Below are 15324 nucleotides of genomic sequence, written 5' to 3'. Positions count from 1 at the left end.
TGGTTCGCCAGCAAGGCTGGCGCCTACCGGGCCGGGTTGGCTGAAAGAACCGCGTAGGAGCCGGCCGGCGAACACCGGCGCCATCCTCGACGGCGCCGATGACATGAGGTTTACAGGGTCAAACCCTGATCAGGCCAGCTCGGCCTGATACCCCTCCTGGCGAATCGCCGCAAGGATCTGCTCCGCTGCCAGCGTGCTGTCGACCCGCACTTGCCGTCCGGCCAGGTCCACTTCCACCCGCGCCGCGCCATCCTGCTCCTGCACCGCCCGGGTCACGCCTTTCACGCAATGGCCACAGGTCATGCCTTGTACATTGAACACTTGCATCGAGGTTGCCTCCTGGTGGGTTTTGCCCAGTCTCATCCTTGCCATCGGGGCAAGGTCAAGTTCTGCCGGCAACGGCCGGGCTGGAAATCCGCGCGCGGCTCGGCCAAGCTGCGCCTTTGACGTTTTTGCCAAGCAGGAGATTCTTCATGATCAAGGCAGCATTGGGCCTTGTCGGGCTACTGGGCGCACTCGCCGGGGTGCCAACGGCCAGCGCCGAGGGCAACACGGACTACAGCGTGCTGATGATTTCCCGGGAACGCCTGGAAGTGGCCACCAGTTGCGAGATCGGCATCTACCTCAACGATCAGTTGGCCGCACGGCTGTTCCAGGAACAATCCACTTCATTCAACCTGCCGCCCGGCCCGGTCGATGTGCGCATGCGCCTGCTGCCCGGGCAGATGCCCGGCTGCGCCGCGGGCGTCGAGGACCAGCGCAGCACGCGCTTGAACCTCAAGGCCGGGCAGATCAGCAAGTACCGTATCGCCACCGGCGTACATGGCCTGGAATTGCGGCAGGCCAAGCTGGGCTATTGACCTTGCCCGCATGGCAAGGTTGATGCTGCAGGCCAGTCCACGGAGGAGAGAGCCATGCCCGCATCCACCACCTTCGACCTGCCGATCGCCGGCATGACCTGCGCCAGTTGCGCAGGTCGGGTCGAACGCGCCTTGCGCAAGGTTACCGGTACCGAACACGTCAGCGTCAACCTGGCCACCGAGCAGGCCCGCGTCCAGGCCCCGGCCGACAGCCTGCCGGCATTGGTCGACGCCGTGCGCGACGCCGGCTACAGCGTCCCCACCCGCACCCTGGAACTGCAGATCGGCGGCATGACCTGCGCCAGTTGCGTCGGTCGTGTCGAGCGCGCCTTGCGCAAGCTGCCGGGGGTGGAGCAGGTCAGCGTCAACCTGGCCAACGAACGCGCCCACCTCGAAGTGCTCCAGGCCCTGGATGACAGCGCGCTGATCGGCGCGGTGGAAAACGCCGGCTACAGCGCCAGCCTGCCGCGCAGCCAGCACGACGATCAGGCCCAGGCCCAGCGCCGCCTGCGCAACGAGCGCCTGGCGGTGGGCGCTGCCCTGCTGCTGGCGCTGCCCCTGGTGCTGCCGATGCTGGGACAACCCTTCGGCCTGCACTGGATGCTGCCGGCCTGGGCGCAGTTCCTGCTGGCCACCCCCGTGCAATTCATTCTCGGTGCGCGCTTTTATGTCGCGGCCTGGAAAGCCGTGCGCGCCGGCGCCGGCAACATGGACCTGCTGGTCGCCCTGGGCACCAGCGCCGGCTATGGCTTGAGCCTGTACCAATGGGCCAACGCCCCTGCCGGCACGCAACCGCACCTGTATTTCGAAGCCTCGGCGGTGGTGATCGCCCTCGTGTTGCTGGGCAAGTACCTGGAAAGCCGCGCCAAACGCCAGACCGCCAGCGCCATCCGCGCCCTCGAGGCCTTGCGCCCGGAACGCGCGGTACGGGTACTCGACGGACGCGAGGAAGAAGTCGCGATCAGCCAGCTGCGCCTGGGCGACCAGGTACTGGTCAAGCCCGGCGAGCGCTTCCCCGTCGACGGTGAAGTGCTCGAAGGCAGCAGCCATGCCGACGAGGCGCTGATCAGCGGCGAAAGCCTGCCGGTGCCCAAGCAGCCGGGGGACGCGGTCACCGGCGGTGCGATCAACGGCGAAGGCCGCCTGCTGGTGGAAACCCGGGCGCTCGGCACCGAGACGGTCCTGGCCCGGATCATCCGCCTGGTGGAGGACGCCCAGGCGGCCAAGGCGCCCATCCAGAAACTGGTCGATCGGGTCAGCCAGGTGTTCGTCCCAGCGGTGCTGGTACTGGCGCTGCTCACCCTGGTCGGCTGGTGGCTGGCCGGCGCGCCGCTGGAGACCGCCCTGATCAACGCCGTCGCGGTCCTGGTGATCGCCTGCCCTTGCGCCCTCGGCCTGGCCACGCCGGCGGCGATCATGGCCGGCACCGGCGTCGCCGCCCGCCACGGCATCCTGATCAAGGACGCCGAAGCCCTGGAGCGCGCCCACGCGGTCAACCGCGTGGTATTCGACAAGACCGGCACCCTGACCTCGGGCAGCCCGCGTATCGTCCATAGCCAAGCCGCCAGCGGTGACGGCGGCGAACTGCTGCGCCTGGCCGGTGCCCTGCAACGCGGCAGCGAACACCCACTGGCCAGGGCCGTGCTCGAGGCCTGCGCCGAACAGGGCCTGGAAGTGCCGCAGGTGGCGGCCAGCCAGGCGCTCACCGGGCGCGGCATCGCCGGCCAGGTAAACGGGCGCGAACTGGCGCTGGGTAACCGCCGCCTGCTCGAGGAAAGCGCATTGTCGCCCGGCGACCTGGCTGCCAGCGCCCAGGCCTGGGAGGCCGAGGGACGCACCCTGTCCTGGCTGGTCGAGCGCGGCAACCAGCCGCGGGTACTGGGCCTGTTCGCCTTCGGCGACAGCCTCAAGGCCGGTGCCGACCTGGCCATTGCCGCGCTGCACCGGCGTGGCATCAGCAGCCACCTGCTGACCGGTGACAACCGCGGCAGCGCCAAGGTGGTGGCCGAGGCCCTGGGGATCGACGACGTGCACGCCGAAGTGCTGCCGGCCGACAAGGCCGCCACCGTGGCGGCGCTCAAGCGCGATGGCGTGGTGGCCATGGTCGGCGACGGCATCAACGACGCCCCGGCCCTGGCCGCCGCCGATATCGGCATCGCCATGGGCGGCGGCACCGACGTGGCCATGCAGGCCGCCGGCATCACCCTGATGCGCGGCGACCCGCGCCTGGTGCCCGCCGCCCTGGAGATCAGCCGCAAGACCTACGCCAAGATCCGCCAGAACCTGTTCTGGGCCTTCATCTACAACCTGGTCGGCATCCCCCTGGCCGCGCTCGGTTACCTCAACCCCGTGCTGGCCGGCGCTGCCATGGCGCTGTCCAGCGTCAGCGTGGTGAGCAACGCCCTGTGGCTGAAGACCTGGAAACCCACCGCCGACCATCAGGAGCTGCCATGAACATCGGCCAGGCCGCCCGCCGCAGCGGGCTCAGCGCCAAGATGATCCGCTACTACGAGTCCATCGGCCTGCTGCGCCCGGCCAAGCGCAGCGACAGCGGCTACCGGTTGTACCAGCAGGACGACCTGCACAGCCTGGCGTTCATCAAGCGCTCGCGCGACCTGGGCTTCTCCCTGGAAGAGGTGGCCAAGCTGCTCACCCTGTGGCAGGACCGCCAGCGCGCCAGCGCCGATGTGAAGGCGTTGGCCATGCAGCACATCGATGAGCTGAACCGGCGCATCGAGGAACTGGTGAGCCTGCGCGACACCCTGGGCGAGCTGGTAGCGCACTGCCAGGGCGATGATCGGCCAGACTGCCCGATCCTCAAGGACCTGGCCAATGGCGGCAGTTGCTGCCATTGACCCCGGCGGGGCGCAGCGGGGAGCTCAGAGCCTCAGTTCCCCCGGCGTCGCGCCGAACAGTTGCTTGAAGGCGGCGATGAACGCCGAGGTGGAGTCATAACCGCAACCCAGTGCCGCCTGGGTGACGCTTTCCCCTGCCTCCAGCAACGCCAGCGACGACAGCAGGCGCATGCGCTGGCGCCAGTTGCGAAAGCTCAGGCCCGTCTCGCGCTGGAACAGGCGCATCAAGGTTTTCTCCGACACGCCCAACTGCCCGGCCCATTGCTGCAGGGTCTGCACCTGGTCGGGCGCGGCGACCAGGCCATTGCACAAGGCCAGCAACCCCGGGTGGCGCGGCAACGGCAGGGAAAACCCCACTTCCGGCAGGGTGCGCAGTTGGTCCAGCAGCACCGCCACCAGCCGCGCTTGCACGCTGTCAGTGGCCGGGTAGTCCACGGCGAAGGTGCAGAACTGCTTGATCAACTCCCGCGCCAGCGGTGTCACCTCCAGCACCCGGCAGTGCTCCGCCGCCCAGGGGCAGGCATCGCGGCGCACGTAGAGGCTGCGCATCTCGGCCTGCATCGAGGTCACCACCTCGTGCTCGGTGTCGGCCGGAATCCACACGCCCCATTGTGGCGGGGCGAAGTAGCTGCCGCTGTGGGTATAGACGCCCAGCACACCGCTGATGGCATAGGAAAACTGCACCCAGTCGTGGCGATGGCGGGGGGTCCAGGAGCCGGCGTCCAGGCGCTCGGCGCGGGCGTAGAGCGGCCTGGGCAGCTCGGTCAGGGCGGGGATGGCGCGTGGTCCGTTGGTCGACATGAAAGGGCTCGATAATGCGAGGCGGACAAGCATACCAGCGGCAGCCGGCCTTGCCGGCGAACAGGGCTAGCGCTCGACGATCGCCGTGACCCCCTGGCCACCGGCCGCGCAGATGGAGATCAACCCACGCCCCTTGCCACGCGCCTTCAGCAGCTTGGCCATGTTCGCCAGGATACGGCCACCGGTTGCGGCGAATGGATGGCCGGCCGCCAGCGAACTGCCCTTCACGTTCAACTTGCTGCGGTCGATGGTCCCCAGCGCTGCGTCCAACCCCAGGCGCGCCTGGCAATAGGCCGGGTCTTCCCAGGCCTTGAGGGTGCACAGCACCTGGGCGGCGAAGGCTTCGTGGATTTCGTAGTAGTCGAAGTCCTGCAGCGCCAGGCCGTTGCGCGCCAGCAGACGCGGCACCGCGTACACCGGCGCCATCAGCAGGCCCTCCTGGCCGTGGACGAAGTCCACCGCCGCCGCCTCGCCATCCACCAGGTACGCCTGCACCGGCAGGCCTTGCTCCTGGGCCCAGGCCTCGCTGCCCAGCAGCACCAACGAGGCGCCGTCGGTCAGTGGCGTGGAGTTGCCCGGGGTGAGCGTGCCCAGGCCGCTGCGGTCGAACACCGGCTTGAGCTTGGCCAGTTGCGCCAGGGTCAGGTCCGCGCGCAGGTTATTGTCGCGCGTCAGGCCCAGGTAGGGCGTCAGCAGGTCGTCGTGCCAGCCATCGGCGTAGGCCGCCGCCAAGTGCTGGTGGCTGAGCAGCGCCAGGGCATCCTGGTCGCCGCGCTCGATTTGCCAGGTTTGCGCCATGCGCTCGCAATGCTCGCCCATCGACAGCCCGGTACGCGGCTCGCCATTGCGCGGCAGTTCGGGGCGCAAATGCTGCGGGCGCAATTTTAGAAACGGTTTGAGGCGTTCGCCCAGGGTTCTGCCGCGGTTGGCTTGCAGCAGGATTTGCCGCAGCCCTTCGTTGACCGCGATTGGAGCGTCCGAGGTGGTATCCACCCCACCGGCGATCGCACTGTCGATCTGCCCCAGGGCGATCTTGTTGGCCACCAGTAGCGCCGCCTCCAGCCCCGTGCCGCAGGCTTGCTGGATATCGTAGGCCGGGGTTTGCGGCGATAGCCGGGAGCCCAGCACGCACTCGCGGGTCAGGTTCATGTCACGCGACTGCTTGAGCACCGCTCCCGCCACCACCTCGCCCAGGCGCAGGCCATGCAGGCGATAGCGCTCGACCAGCCCTTCGAGGGTCGCGGTCAGCATCGCCTGGTTGCTGGCCTTGGCATAGGCACCGTTGGAGCGGGCGAAAGGTATTCGGTTACCGCCCAGGATCGCGACCCGGCGAATGGAATGCATGCCTGTTTCTCCTGAAACGATTTGATCCGTAAGCGTAGGCCGTTTCCAGCGATTCGAACGCCCCTTGGGCAAAACTGGTCCACACTTGCATGCTTGCCTTCAGGGAGAACCCTACATGAGCGACCGTTATCTGGGCTTTGCCAACTCCACCCTCGGCCGCAAGCTGGTCGATGCCCTGGGCCTGCCGCGCCCAGCCCCGCTGGAGCGCTGGCAGGCCGGCCGACTGCGCCCGATCGAGGGTGCGCTGGTGCTCGGTGGCGGGCCGCTGGCCTCGCACGTTGCCACCATCGCCCCCCGGCTCACGGCCGATTGCTACAGCTTCAACAGCGAGTCGCTGCCAGCGCCGGCCTGGGTCGCTGGCCTGGGGCCGAAGCTCAAGGCGGTGGTGTTCGATGCCAGTGCCATATCCGACAGCGACGCGCTCAAGCAGTTGCGTGAGTTCTTCCAACCCTTGCTGCGTAGCCTGGCGCCCTGTGCCCATGTATTGATCCTTGGCCGCGCCCCCGAGCTGCTCGCCGACCCAGCGGCCTGCATCGCCCAGCGCGCCCTGGAGGGCTTCAGCCGCTCGCTGGGCAAGGAGCTGCGCAATGGCGCCACGGCCAACCTGCTGTACATCGGCGAAGGCGCCGAGGCGCAGCTCGAGGGTGCGCTGCGCTTCTTCCTTTCGCCCAAGAGCGCGTTCGTCAGTGGCCAGGTGCTGCGCCTGACGGCCTGCGCCACCCAGGTCGAGGACTGGACCCGCCCATTGGCCGGGCGCCGGGCCCTGGTCACCGGCGCCGCCCGCGGCATTGGCGCGGCCATCGCCGAGACCCTGGCGCGCGATGGCGCCGAGGTCACCTTGCTCGACGTGCCCCAGGCCCAGCGCGACCTCGACGCCCTGGCCGCACGCCTGGGTGGCCGCGCCCTGGCCCTGGACATCTGCGCCGCCGACGCGGCCACGCAACTGCTCGACGCCCTGCCGGAAGGCCTGGACATCGTCGTGCACAACGCTGGCATCACCCGCGACAAGACCCTCGCCAACATGACCCCGGAATACTGGGACGCGGTGCTGGCGGTCAATCTCAAGGCGCCCCAGGTGCTGACCCAGGCGCTGTTCGAGGCCGGCAAGCTGCACGACAACGCGCGTATTACCCTGCTGGCCTCGGTCAGCGGCATCGCCGGCAACCGCGGCCAGGCCAACTATGCCGCCAGCAAGGCCGGGCTGATCGGGTTCGCCCAGGCCTGGGCGCCACGCCTGGCCCAACAGGGCGCCAGCATCAACGCAGTGGCGCCGGGCTTCATCGAGACCCACATGACCGCGGCCATGCCCATGGGCCTGCGCGAGGCGGGCCGGCGCCTGAGTTCACTGGGCCAAGGTGGCCTGGCACAGGATGTCGCCGAAGCCACCGCCTGGCTCAGCCAGCCGGGTTCGGGGGCGGTCAACGGCCAGGCCCTGCGGGTCTGCGGCCAAGCCTTGATGGGAGCCTGACCATGACCCGAGCCTGGCACGACCTGCACCACCTCGACTCGCGGGCGAACCTGTACCTGCGCGCCCTCGGCAAACGCAAGATCCGTGGCAGCCAGCTGCCGCAGCAAGGCCTGCGCTGCTTCCTGCGGGTAGATCCAGCCAACCTGGCGGCCTACCGCCGGCTCTGCCATTTCGCCGACGACGGCCGCCTACCGGGCACTTACCCGCACATCATGGCCTTCAACCTGCAATTGCAATTGCTCACCGCCGAGGATTTTCCCTTCCCGCTGCTGGGGCTGGTGCACCTGCACAACAGCCTGCAGGTGCTGCGCCCCCTGGGCGGCATCGACGGGCTGCGCTTCGCGGTGTATGCCGACAACCTGCGGCCCCATGAAAAAGGCGGCACCTTCGACCTGGTGACCGAGGCCGAGGACGGCCTGGGCCTGCTCTGGCGCGAGACCAGCCGCATGCTGGTGCGCGGTCTCAAGCTCGAGGCGTCGTCCACGGACCTGGCCGCACCGAACCCCGTCGCGTTGCCCGAGGCCACCCGCTGGTACGCCGACGGCGATATCGGCCGACGCTACGCCAGGGTCTGCGGCGACTACAACCCGATCCACCTGAGCCGCCTCACGGCACGCCTGTTCGGCTTCCCCAGGGCCATCGCCCACGGCATGTGGAGCAAGGCCATGGCGCTGGCGGCCTTGCAGGGGCATCTGCCCAAGGCCGGGTATGCCTTCGCGGTGGACTTGCACAAACCGGTGCGCCTACCTTCGGAGGTGATATTGAGCGCCAGCGCGGCGGCGCCGAGCGGCGAGCTGCGCCTGGACGGCCACGGCGGGCTGCTGCACATGCTCGGTAGTTGGCGCCCGCTCTGATCGGGCTTGCTTTGCAAGGCACCTCGCCGGAAGCTATGCGCCACGAGGAGAGCCCGATGAACCTGCAAGAACTGACCGAACGCCTGTACCGCATCCGCGACAACAATGCCTGGCGCGGTTTCCACAGTCCGAAGAACCTGGCCATGGCCGCCAGCGTCGAGATGGCCGAACTGGTGGAAATCTTCCAATGGCTGACCGAGGACCAGTCGCGCCAACTGCCCGCCGAGCAGCTCGCCCATGCCGGCCAGGAAGTCGGCGATATCGTCCTCTACCTGTTGCTGCTGTGCAGCGAACTGGGGCTGGACATGGACGCCGTGGTACGGGCCAAGCTGGCCGACAGCGAGAGGCGCTTCGCCAAATGAACGACCGTCACTTCGATGAGTTGGCCAGCCGCTTCGCCGAGAAGATCTACGGTGGCGCCAAGGGCGCGATCCGCCTGGCCGTGCTCCAGGCGGACCTGGCCGAAACCTTGCCCGAGCGCCCGCTGAGGGTGCTCGACATTGGCGCCGGCCTTGGCCACATGGCGCTGTGGCTGGCCCAGCGCGGGCACCACCTGACCCTGGCCGAACCCGCCGCGCCGATGCTCGACGGCGCCCGCGCGCGCTTCGCCGAAGCCGGCGCGACGGCGACCTTCATCCAGGCGCCATGGCAGGACCTGCTCGGCCAGCTCACCGAACCCTACGACCTGGTGCTGTGCCATGCCGTGCTCGAATGGCTGGCCGAGCCCGAGAGCATCCTGCCAGTGCTACACCAGCTGACCGCCCCGAGCGGCTGGCTGTCGCTGGCGTTCTACAACCGCGACGCGCTGGTCTACCGCAACCTGCTCAAGGGCCATTTCCGCAAGCTGCGCAGCAACCGCCTGGCTGGGGAAAAGCAGAGCCTGACCCCACAGAAACCGCTTGATCCCCGCGAGCTCAAGGCGCAACTTGGGCCTTACTGGCAGGTCGAAAGCGAAAGCGGCGTGCGGGTGTTCCACGACTACATGCCCAAGCAATTCCAGGCCCAGGCCGAGCTGCTCGACGTGCTGGAGATGGAACTGGCGCACCGCCGCCACCCCAGCTTCGCAGGGCTCGGCCGCTACCTGCACTGGATCTGCCGGCCCCACTGAAGCATCCGCCAGGAGGACTCATGGCGTACCGTCTGTTGTGCCTGGCCCTGTTGCCCTTGGCCCTGGCCGCCTGCCAGGGCAGCAACCCCTACGTCGCCAGCGGCAAGCCGTTGCCGCCGGCACCGCCCCAGGCCGCTGCCACCTTCGACGCCAGCGCCTACCCGGCCCCGGCACGTGACTATGGCCGTTATCGCAGCTGGCGCTGGCGCGACGACCAACTGCCGCAGGGCCTGCTGAACGCGGCCCCCGGGCAGTTGGCGGACGCAGTCAGCAATGCGCTCGACCAGCACGGCCTGCGCCCGGCCCGGGGTACCACCGCCGACCTGCTGGTAAGCGCCGACGTGCGCCTGGAGCGGCGCCTGCGCCAGGTACGTGACTACGACTACGACCCTTACTACGGCCCTTACGGCGGCATTGGCTACGGTGGCTACCGCAACGGTTACGGCGGCTATGCCAGCGTGCCGATCGTGCGCACCTACGAGGTCGAGGTGATGGTGGTGCGCATCGACCTGTTCGACGCTCGCGACGGCCAGCCGGTGTGGAGCGCCAGCGCCGAAAGCGGCAGCGACAAGGACGCGCCGCGTGAACGCGAAAGCGCCCTGCGTGAATCGGTGGGCAAGGCGCTGAGCGGCTATCCTCCCAGTTAACCTTGAACCGGAGAACCATCATGTTGCGCCGTCTCGTTCTACTGTCCCTCGCCCTGTTGCTGGCGGCCTGCTCGAGCAACAACGTGCAACAGGACTTCGATGCCAGCCGCGACTTCGCCGCCTATCGCAGCTGGGCCTGGCAGGAGCCGGGCCTGCAATACCGCCCGGACGACCCCCGCATCAAGAGCGACCTGACCGAACAGCGCATCCGCCAGGCCGTGGCCGGCCAGCTCGACCAGCGCGGCCTGCGCCCGGCGCAGGGCAACGCCCGGCCTGATGTGAAGGTGCGCGCCTACCTGATCGTCGAGGACCGCCAGCAGCAGATCACCACCAACTATGGCGGTGCCTGGGGCGGCTACTGGGGGGGCTACTGGGGTGGGCCGATGTACAACGAGACGCGCAGCGTCGACTACAAGGTGGCGACCATCCAGGTCGACCTGTTCGATGGTCGCGACGGCAAGCTGGTGTGGCGCGGCAGCGCCGAGCAGATCATGAACAACTACCCACCCAGCCCGCAGGAACGCAATGCGGCGATCCAGAAGACGGTGACCCAGGTGTTGAGCAACTATCCGCCGCACTGACCCGCTTGGGCAGTAGTACGGCGCCCTGTAGGAGCGGCCTGGTGTCGCGAAAGGGCTGCAGCGCAGCCCCCGGATCTGAGCAACAAGGCGACAATCGCCGGGGCCGCGGCGCGGCCCTTTCGCGACACGAGGCCGCTCCTACAGAGATCGCGCTGAGCAGGCAAGGCAAGTTGCTATCACCTTGACTACACTCCCTGCACCGCCGCCGTGCTGCCGGGCCCCTGGCCGGCAAAGGAGTGCCTGTGGTTACCCGTTCCGCTGTGCGTCAACGCGGCGCGATTGGCCTGATGGCCGCGCTGACCCTGGGCCTGGCGCTGGTGTTCATGCTGCTGACGGTCGACGGCGGGCGCCTGTACCTCGAGCAACGCAAGCTGCAACGCATCGCCGACATGGCCGCCCTCGAGGCCGCCGGACAGGGCGGCCAATGCGCGGGCAACGGCCCCCAGGCCAGCACCCTGGCGCGCACCGCCGCCACCCGTAACGGCCACTCGCCGCTCAACCCGCTGATCGCCAGCTGCGGCTACCTGCGCACCGGCAACGACAACCTGCGGGTCTTCACCGCCGATGCCACGCGCAACGAAGCGATCAAGGTCGAGGTCAGCAACGTCGTGGTCACCAGCGTGGCCGGCGGCGTCTATGCCCTGGTGCAGGGCGGCGCCCTGGCGCGTACCACCAACCTGCACGCCAGCGCGGTTGCCGCCAGCCCCGGGCCGCCCCAGGCGATGTTGAGCATTCGCACAACCTTGGCAACGATCAACTCAAGCCAAGGTTCGGTGCTCAACGGCCTGCTCAAGGCCCTTGGCAGCTCCACGCAGATCGACTTGCTGGGTTGGCAGGGTATCGCCAACACCCGCCTCAACCTGTTGCAGTACCTCGACCAACTGGCTGTCGACCTGAACCTGAACGTGGGCGATTACCAGCAACTGCTCAACCTCGACACCAGCGCCACGGTATTGCTGCAAGCGGCAGTCAAGGTTCTGCAGCAAAGCGGTGCCGCCGCCGATGTGCTGACCAATCTGGGCAAGGTGGCGCTGGACCTGCCCGCCAACGGCCTGCAACTGGGCGAGCTGCTGAACTTGCAGAACGGCACGACCCAGGCCGGGCTTGACGCCAGCATCCAGCTGTTGCAGTTGGTGCAGGGAGTGATCCAGCTGGCGGCCAGCGAGCGTGCAGTAAATGCCGACCTGCCGATCAGCGTCCTTGGCCTGGTCAATGGCAGGGTGCAACTACGGGTGATCGACCCCCAGCAGATCTCTGCCGTAGGCGATCCGCGTCACGACGACCTACAGGTGCATACCGCCCAGGTCCGAGCCCTGATATCCCTGGACCTGCCGTTGCTGAACAGCATTGCCGGGCTGGCCAACGCGGTGCTGGACCTGGCGGCGCCGCTGACCAACGTGCTCAACAACCTGCTCAACCTCAACCTGCTGGGTACCGTGCAATCGCTGACCTGCGCCCTGGGCGTACCGTGCAAGGTGAGCGACATCAAGCTGCTGGACAACCAGGTCCATATCGACGTCGGCCTGGAAGTCGCCGAGGGCAGCAGTCGCCTGCGACCGGCGCCGCCCGACAACTACAGTTGCACACCAAGGAGCCTGACCACCCTGACCCAGCGCTCGGCGGCGAAGATCGCCGTCGGCAAGTTCGACTCGCCTGCGGATTTCCTCGGCAACGGCACCACCGCAGTCAAAGCACTGCCGCTGATCGACATCGGTACCAATGTCTGCAGCCGCCTGCTGGTCCTGCCGCCCTCCTGCGGCACCCGTGTACCTTTTGCCGGCGGCGGGATCGGCCTGCGGGTCGACGCCAAGGTGTTGGGCAACGGTGCAACCGAAAAGCCTCTGGTGTTCAGCCGCACCACCCCAGCCTGGGAAATAGGTGATGAGCCGTTCTACCAACACCTGGACAACGACCAGGCCCAGGTGGTGGCCAGCCTCACCGACACCTTGGCCGGAATTCACCTGGAGGCCTACAAGCCCACCGGCAACAGTGGCCTGGGCCAGGTGCTGGTACTGACGGCAGGGTTGCTGGATAGCGTGAGGAACATCCTCGAGCCGCTGATCAAAAACCTGCTCAGCCCGCTGGTCGATCCTCTGCTCGACAGTCTGCTCAAGGCCCTGGGCATCGACCTGCTCAACGCCGAAGTCGGCGCCAACCTCAGTTGCTCCAGCGGCCACGCTCAACTGGTGCTGTGAAGCGGCAGTTCGATGCGAAAGCACGCCCCTTCGCCCGCGTTGCTCACCGTCAGGCGGCCGCCCATGTGCGCGACGATGCCGTGGCTGACCGACAACCCCAGCCCGGTGCCGACCCCGGCCGGCTTGGTGGTGAAGAACGGCTCGAAGATGCGCGCGTGCAAATGCGGGTCGATACCGCCGGCGTTGTCGTCCACCAGCAGGCACAGGCACTGCCCCTCCAGCACCTGGCGCACGCGAATCCACGACTGCGCCCGGCCCTGCTCGAGCAGGGCATCGCGGGCATTGACCAGCAGGTTGATCAGCACTTGCTCCAACTGATCCTGGTGCCCAAGCACCCGCGGTTGCGCGTCGGCGCATTCGAGCCGCAATTCCACGCCCTTGCCGCGCAGGCCCTCCTCCAGCAACGCCTGGGCCCCCGCCACGGCGGCCCAGGCGGCGAAAGGCACATGTTCGAGCGCCGAACGCCGGCCATACACGCGCATGTGCTCCACCAGCCGCGCGGCACGCTCGACCTGGGCCTCGATGCGGCGCAGCTTGTCCACCAGGTAGGCCGGGTCGGCGGCGCCGTTTTCCAGGCGCTTGAGGGTGTTGGCCACGGCCATGCGCATCACGTTGAGCGGCTGGTTGATCTCGTGCACCAGGCCGGTGGCCAACTCGCCCAGGGTGGCCATCTTGGCGCCTTGCAACAGCTGCTGCTGGCTGCGCCGCACCTCGGTATTGTCGCGGCCCACGGCCTGGACTTCGAGCAGACGGCCGTGGTCATCGAACAGCCCGCGGTCGGCCCATACCCACCAGGCATGCTCGCGCCCTGGCAATTGCAGGCAAATTTCCGCGCAGCTCACCGGGTGCTCGGGGGTCAGCGCCTGCAGGCGCTGGACAAAGCCTTCGCGCTGGCCGTCGGACAACCACTGGCCCAGGTCCGCGCCTTCGAGCTGCGCAGGCGTACAACCCAGGTAGTCGGCCAGGGGCCGGTTGCCGAACAGCAAGGTCAGGTCGGGACGGTAACGGCAGATCATCGCCGGTGAGTCCTCGACCAAGACCCGGTAGCGCTCCTCGCTCTGGCGCATGCGCTCGGCGGCTTCGCTGGCCTCGCTGACATCCAGCCACAGGCCGACCACTTCCAGCGGCTGGCCAAGGTCGTCACGCAGCAAGCGCGCCTCATCGAGGATCCAGTGATAGCCCCCCCGCTGATCGCGCAGACGGTAGCGGCACCGCACCTGGCCGTCGCGCAACAAGCTGCGGGTACGCTCCAGCCACAGCGCGCGGTCCTGCGGATGCACCGCCAGGCCAGGCTGGCGCGCCTGCTCGCTGTCCATCGCCCAACCCAGCACCGGTGCCAGGCTGGCGCTGAAGAACTCGCTGTGCAACGCGCCCTCGGCATAGCGTTGCACGTAGATCACCGCCGGCGAGCTGGCGATCAGGTTTTCCAGCCGGGCTCGCGCGGCGCCGGCTTGTTGCTCCTGGGCCTTGAGCGCGCTGATATCGAGCAAAAAACCACGCAGCTGGCCGCCCCGCCCATGGCCGGCCCAATGCAGCCAGCGCGGCGGCGCCTGGACGTCGTTGCCCAGCACCCGCACATTCAGGCTCAGTGCCTGCCCGTCGCGGGCCTGGGCCAGGGCCAGTTGCGCCGGCTCCCGGTCTGCGGGGTGCAGGCAGGCCAGCCACTGCTGCTCGCTGGCACGGCGCGGCAGCTCGAGGGCGGCAGCCAGGGTCGGGTCCAGTTGCAAGTCACCTTGCGCCGGCCATTGCCACCAGCCCGCGCCCAACTGTTGCTGCAAATCGTCAAGGTGGGCGGCCTGCTCGTGCAACTGCTGGCGGCGATGGCGCACCAGCAGCGGCTCGACCAGGGTGCGCAGCAACGCCAGCGCCATGTCGGCCGGCGGCAACTGGGGCGCACCGGCGCACAGCAACCACGCCTCGGCATCCTGGCCCAGGCGGCAGGGCACCAGGAACAACGACACCCCGCCGCACAGCGCCAGCAGCTCCAGGTCGTCATTGGCCTCGACCAGGCCCTGGGCCGGCCATGCCTGCAGCCGCGCCTGCAAGGTGCGGTCGGCGGGCCAGGGCCAGGCGCCCTCGCTGCTGGCGTAATGTCGCCAGCCATCGGCCTCGCGCAGCAGCAGGCGCAACGAGCGGGCCTGCCAGTGCTCGGCAAGCCGTTGCAATTGCGCCTCGGTGGTCTGCACCAGGCGCGCCGCGCCGCACTCACGCAGGGCATGGCCGATCTCGCCGAGCAATGGCCGTTGCCGGTCCCAGCGCTGCTCGCGCAGCAGGTCGCCGATGTCGAACAGCTGCAACAGCCACCCCTGGGCCTGGCGCAGCAACCAGCCACGGGTGTGCAGGGCCTGGCCGACGACCGTGTGGAAATCCAGGTCCAGCGGCTGGCCCTGCCAGTCGGCGGGCTCGCCTTCGAGCACCAGCCAGCTGTGCCGCAGCAAGTAGTCGTGCAGCCGCCCACCGGCCTGCCCGGGCAACGCCAGCAAGGTCCGCAGCGGGCCGGCCAGGCGCTGCACCCGGGCCTGGTCATCGAGCCACAGTTGCAGGCCGACCGCTGGCGGTACCTGCGGTTCGGACAGCGGGGTGGGCGCCGTGCGCCAGCGATCGAACAAGC

14 protein-coding genes are annotated in these 15324 nt (G+C 68.5%); 10 read left to right on the top strand and 4 right to left on the bottom strand.

The features are described from left to right. Positions 1-129 precede the first annotated feature (129 nt). Positions 130-327 (bottom strand): cation transporter, encoded by a 198-nt coding sequence (locus tag NJG22_RS15035; RefSeq protein ID WP_217852543.1) that lies wholly within the window; start codon positions 325-327, stop codon positions 130-132. Positions 328-473: 146 nt separating this feature from the next. On the opposite strand from NJG22_RS15035, the gene NJG22_RS15030 reads away from it, so the two are divergent. The 3 genes from NJG22_RS15030 to cueR are packed head-to-tail and all read left to right on the top strand — an operon-like array spanning position 474 to position 3715. After that, on the top strand, positions 474-860 hold the full coding sequence (locus tag NJG22_RS15030; RefSeq protein WP_253095577.1) for a hypothetical protein: 387 nt from the start codon (positions 474-476) through the stop codon (positions 858-860). 54 nt (positions 861-914) lie between these two features. Then, positions 915-3314, top strand: a complete 2400-nt coding sequence (locus NJG22_RS15025; RefSeq protein ID WP_253095575.1) for a heavy metal translocating P-type ATPase — start codon at positions 915-917, stop codon at positions 3312-3314. Beyond that, the gene (cueR, locus tag NJG22_RS15020; protein ID WP_217852538.1) at positions 3311-3715 is read left to right on the top strand and encodes a Cu(I)-responsive transcriptional regulator; all 405 of its coding nucleotides are present in this window, start codon (positions 3311-3313) and stop codon (positions 3713-3715) included. Before NJG22_RS15025 ends, cueR begins: the two co-directional genes overlap by 4 nt. A 24-nt stretch (positions 3716-3739) precedes the next feature. Here the strand turns inward: cueR and NJG22_RS15015 are convergent, their stop codons facing one another. Together NJG22_RS15015 and NJG22_RS15010 are read right to left on the bottom strand one after the other, a co-directional pair. Then, positions 3740-4516, bottom strand: a complete 777-nt coding sequence (locus NJG22_RS15015; protein WP_253095573.1) for a helix-turn-helix transcriptional regulator — start codon at positions 4514-4516, stop codon at positions 3740-3742. A 66-nt stretch (positions 4517-4582) separates the two neighbouring features. Continuing rightward, complete coding sequence (locus tag NJG22_RS15010; RefSeq protein WP_253095571.1) at positions 4583-5860, bottom strand: acetyl-CoA C-acetyltransferase; 1278 nt, start codon at positions 5858-5860, stop codon at positions 4583-4585. 115 nt (positions 5861-5975) lie between these two features. On the opposite strand from NJG22_RS15010, the gene NJG22_RS15005 reads away from it, so the two are divergent. From NJG22_RS15005 to NJG22_RS14975, 7 genes are all read left to right on the top strand, one after another. Further along, positions 5976-7328 carry a 3-oxoacyl-ACP reductase gene (locus NJG22_RS15005; RefSeq protein ID WP_253095569.1) on the top strand — a complete coding sequence of 451 codons (1353 nt, stop codon included), beginning with the start codon at positions 5976-5978 and terminating at the stop codon, positions 7326-7328. A gap of 2 nt (positions 7329-7330) precedes the next feature. Continuing rightward, complete coding sequence (locus NJG22_RS15000; RefSeq protein ID WP_253095567.1) at positions 7331-8182, top strand: MaoC/PaaZ C-terminal domain-containing protein; 852 nt, start codon at positions 7331-7333, stop codon at positions 8180-8182. 56 nt (positions 8183-8238) lie between these two features. Beyond that, a complete protein-coding gene (locus tag NJG22_RS14995; RefSeq protein WP_253095565.1) occupies positions 8239-8544 on the top strand; it encodes a MazG-like family protein in 306 nt (101 codons plus the stop codon). Beyond that, positions 8541-9290: a methyltransferase domain-containing protein gene (locus NJG22_RS14990; protein ID WP_253095563.1), complete on the top strand. Its 750-nt coding sequence runs from the start codon at positions 8541-8543 to the stop codon at positions 9288-9290. Before NJG22_RS14995 ends, NJG22_RS14990 begins: the two co-directional genes overlap by 4 nt. A gap of 20 nt (positions 9291-9310) precedes the next feature. Then, positions 9311-9937 (top strand): DUF4136 domain-containing protein, encoded by a 627-nt coding sequence (locus tag NJG22_RS14985; RefSeq protein WP_253095561.1) that lies wholly within the window; start codon positions 9311-9313, stop codon positions 9935-9937. Between the two features lie 20 nt (positions 9938-9957). Beyond that, positions 9958-10518: a DUF4136 domain-containing protein gene (locus NJG22_RS14980; protein WP_217852524.1), complete on the top strand. Its 561-nt coding sequence runs from the start codon at positions 9958-9960 to the stop codon at positions 10516-10518. 242 nt (positions 10519-10760) lie between these two features. Beyond that, a complete protein-coding gene (locus NJG22_RS14975) occupies positions 10761-12713 on the top strand; it encodes a pilus assembly protein TadG-related protein (RefSeq protein ID WP_253095560.1) in 1953 nt (650 codons plus the stop codon). Here NJG22_RS14975 and NJG22_RS14970 read toward each other — a convergent pair. Next, the gene (locus NJG22_RS14970; RefSeq protein ID WP_253095559.1) at positions 12698-15322 is read right to left on the bottom strand and encodes a PAS domain-containing sensor histidine kinase; all 2625 of its coding nucleotides are present in this window, start codon (positions 15320-15322) and stop codon (positions 12698-12700) included. The genes NJG22_RS14975 and NJG22_RS14970 overlap by 16 nt on opposite strands. Between the last annotated feature and the right edge of the window lie 2 nt (positions 15323-15324).

Source organism: Pseudomonas sp. VA159-2 (assembly GCF_024126635.1).
In the GTDB taxonomy this organism is placed as follows: Bacteria; Pseudomonadota; Gammaproteobacteria; order Pseudomonadales; family Pseudomonadaceae; genus Aquipseudomonas; species Aquipseudomonas muyukensis.
This window is presented reverse-complemented; position numbering and strand designations above follow the sequence as displayed.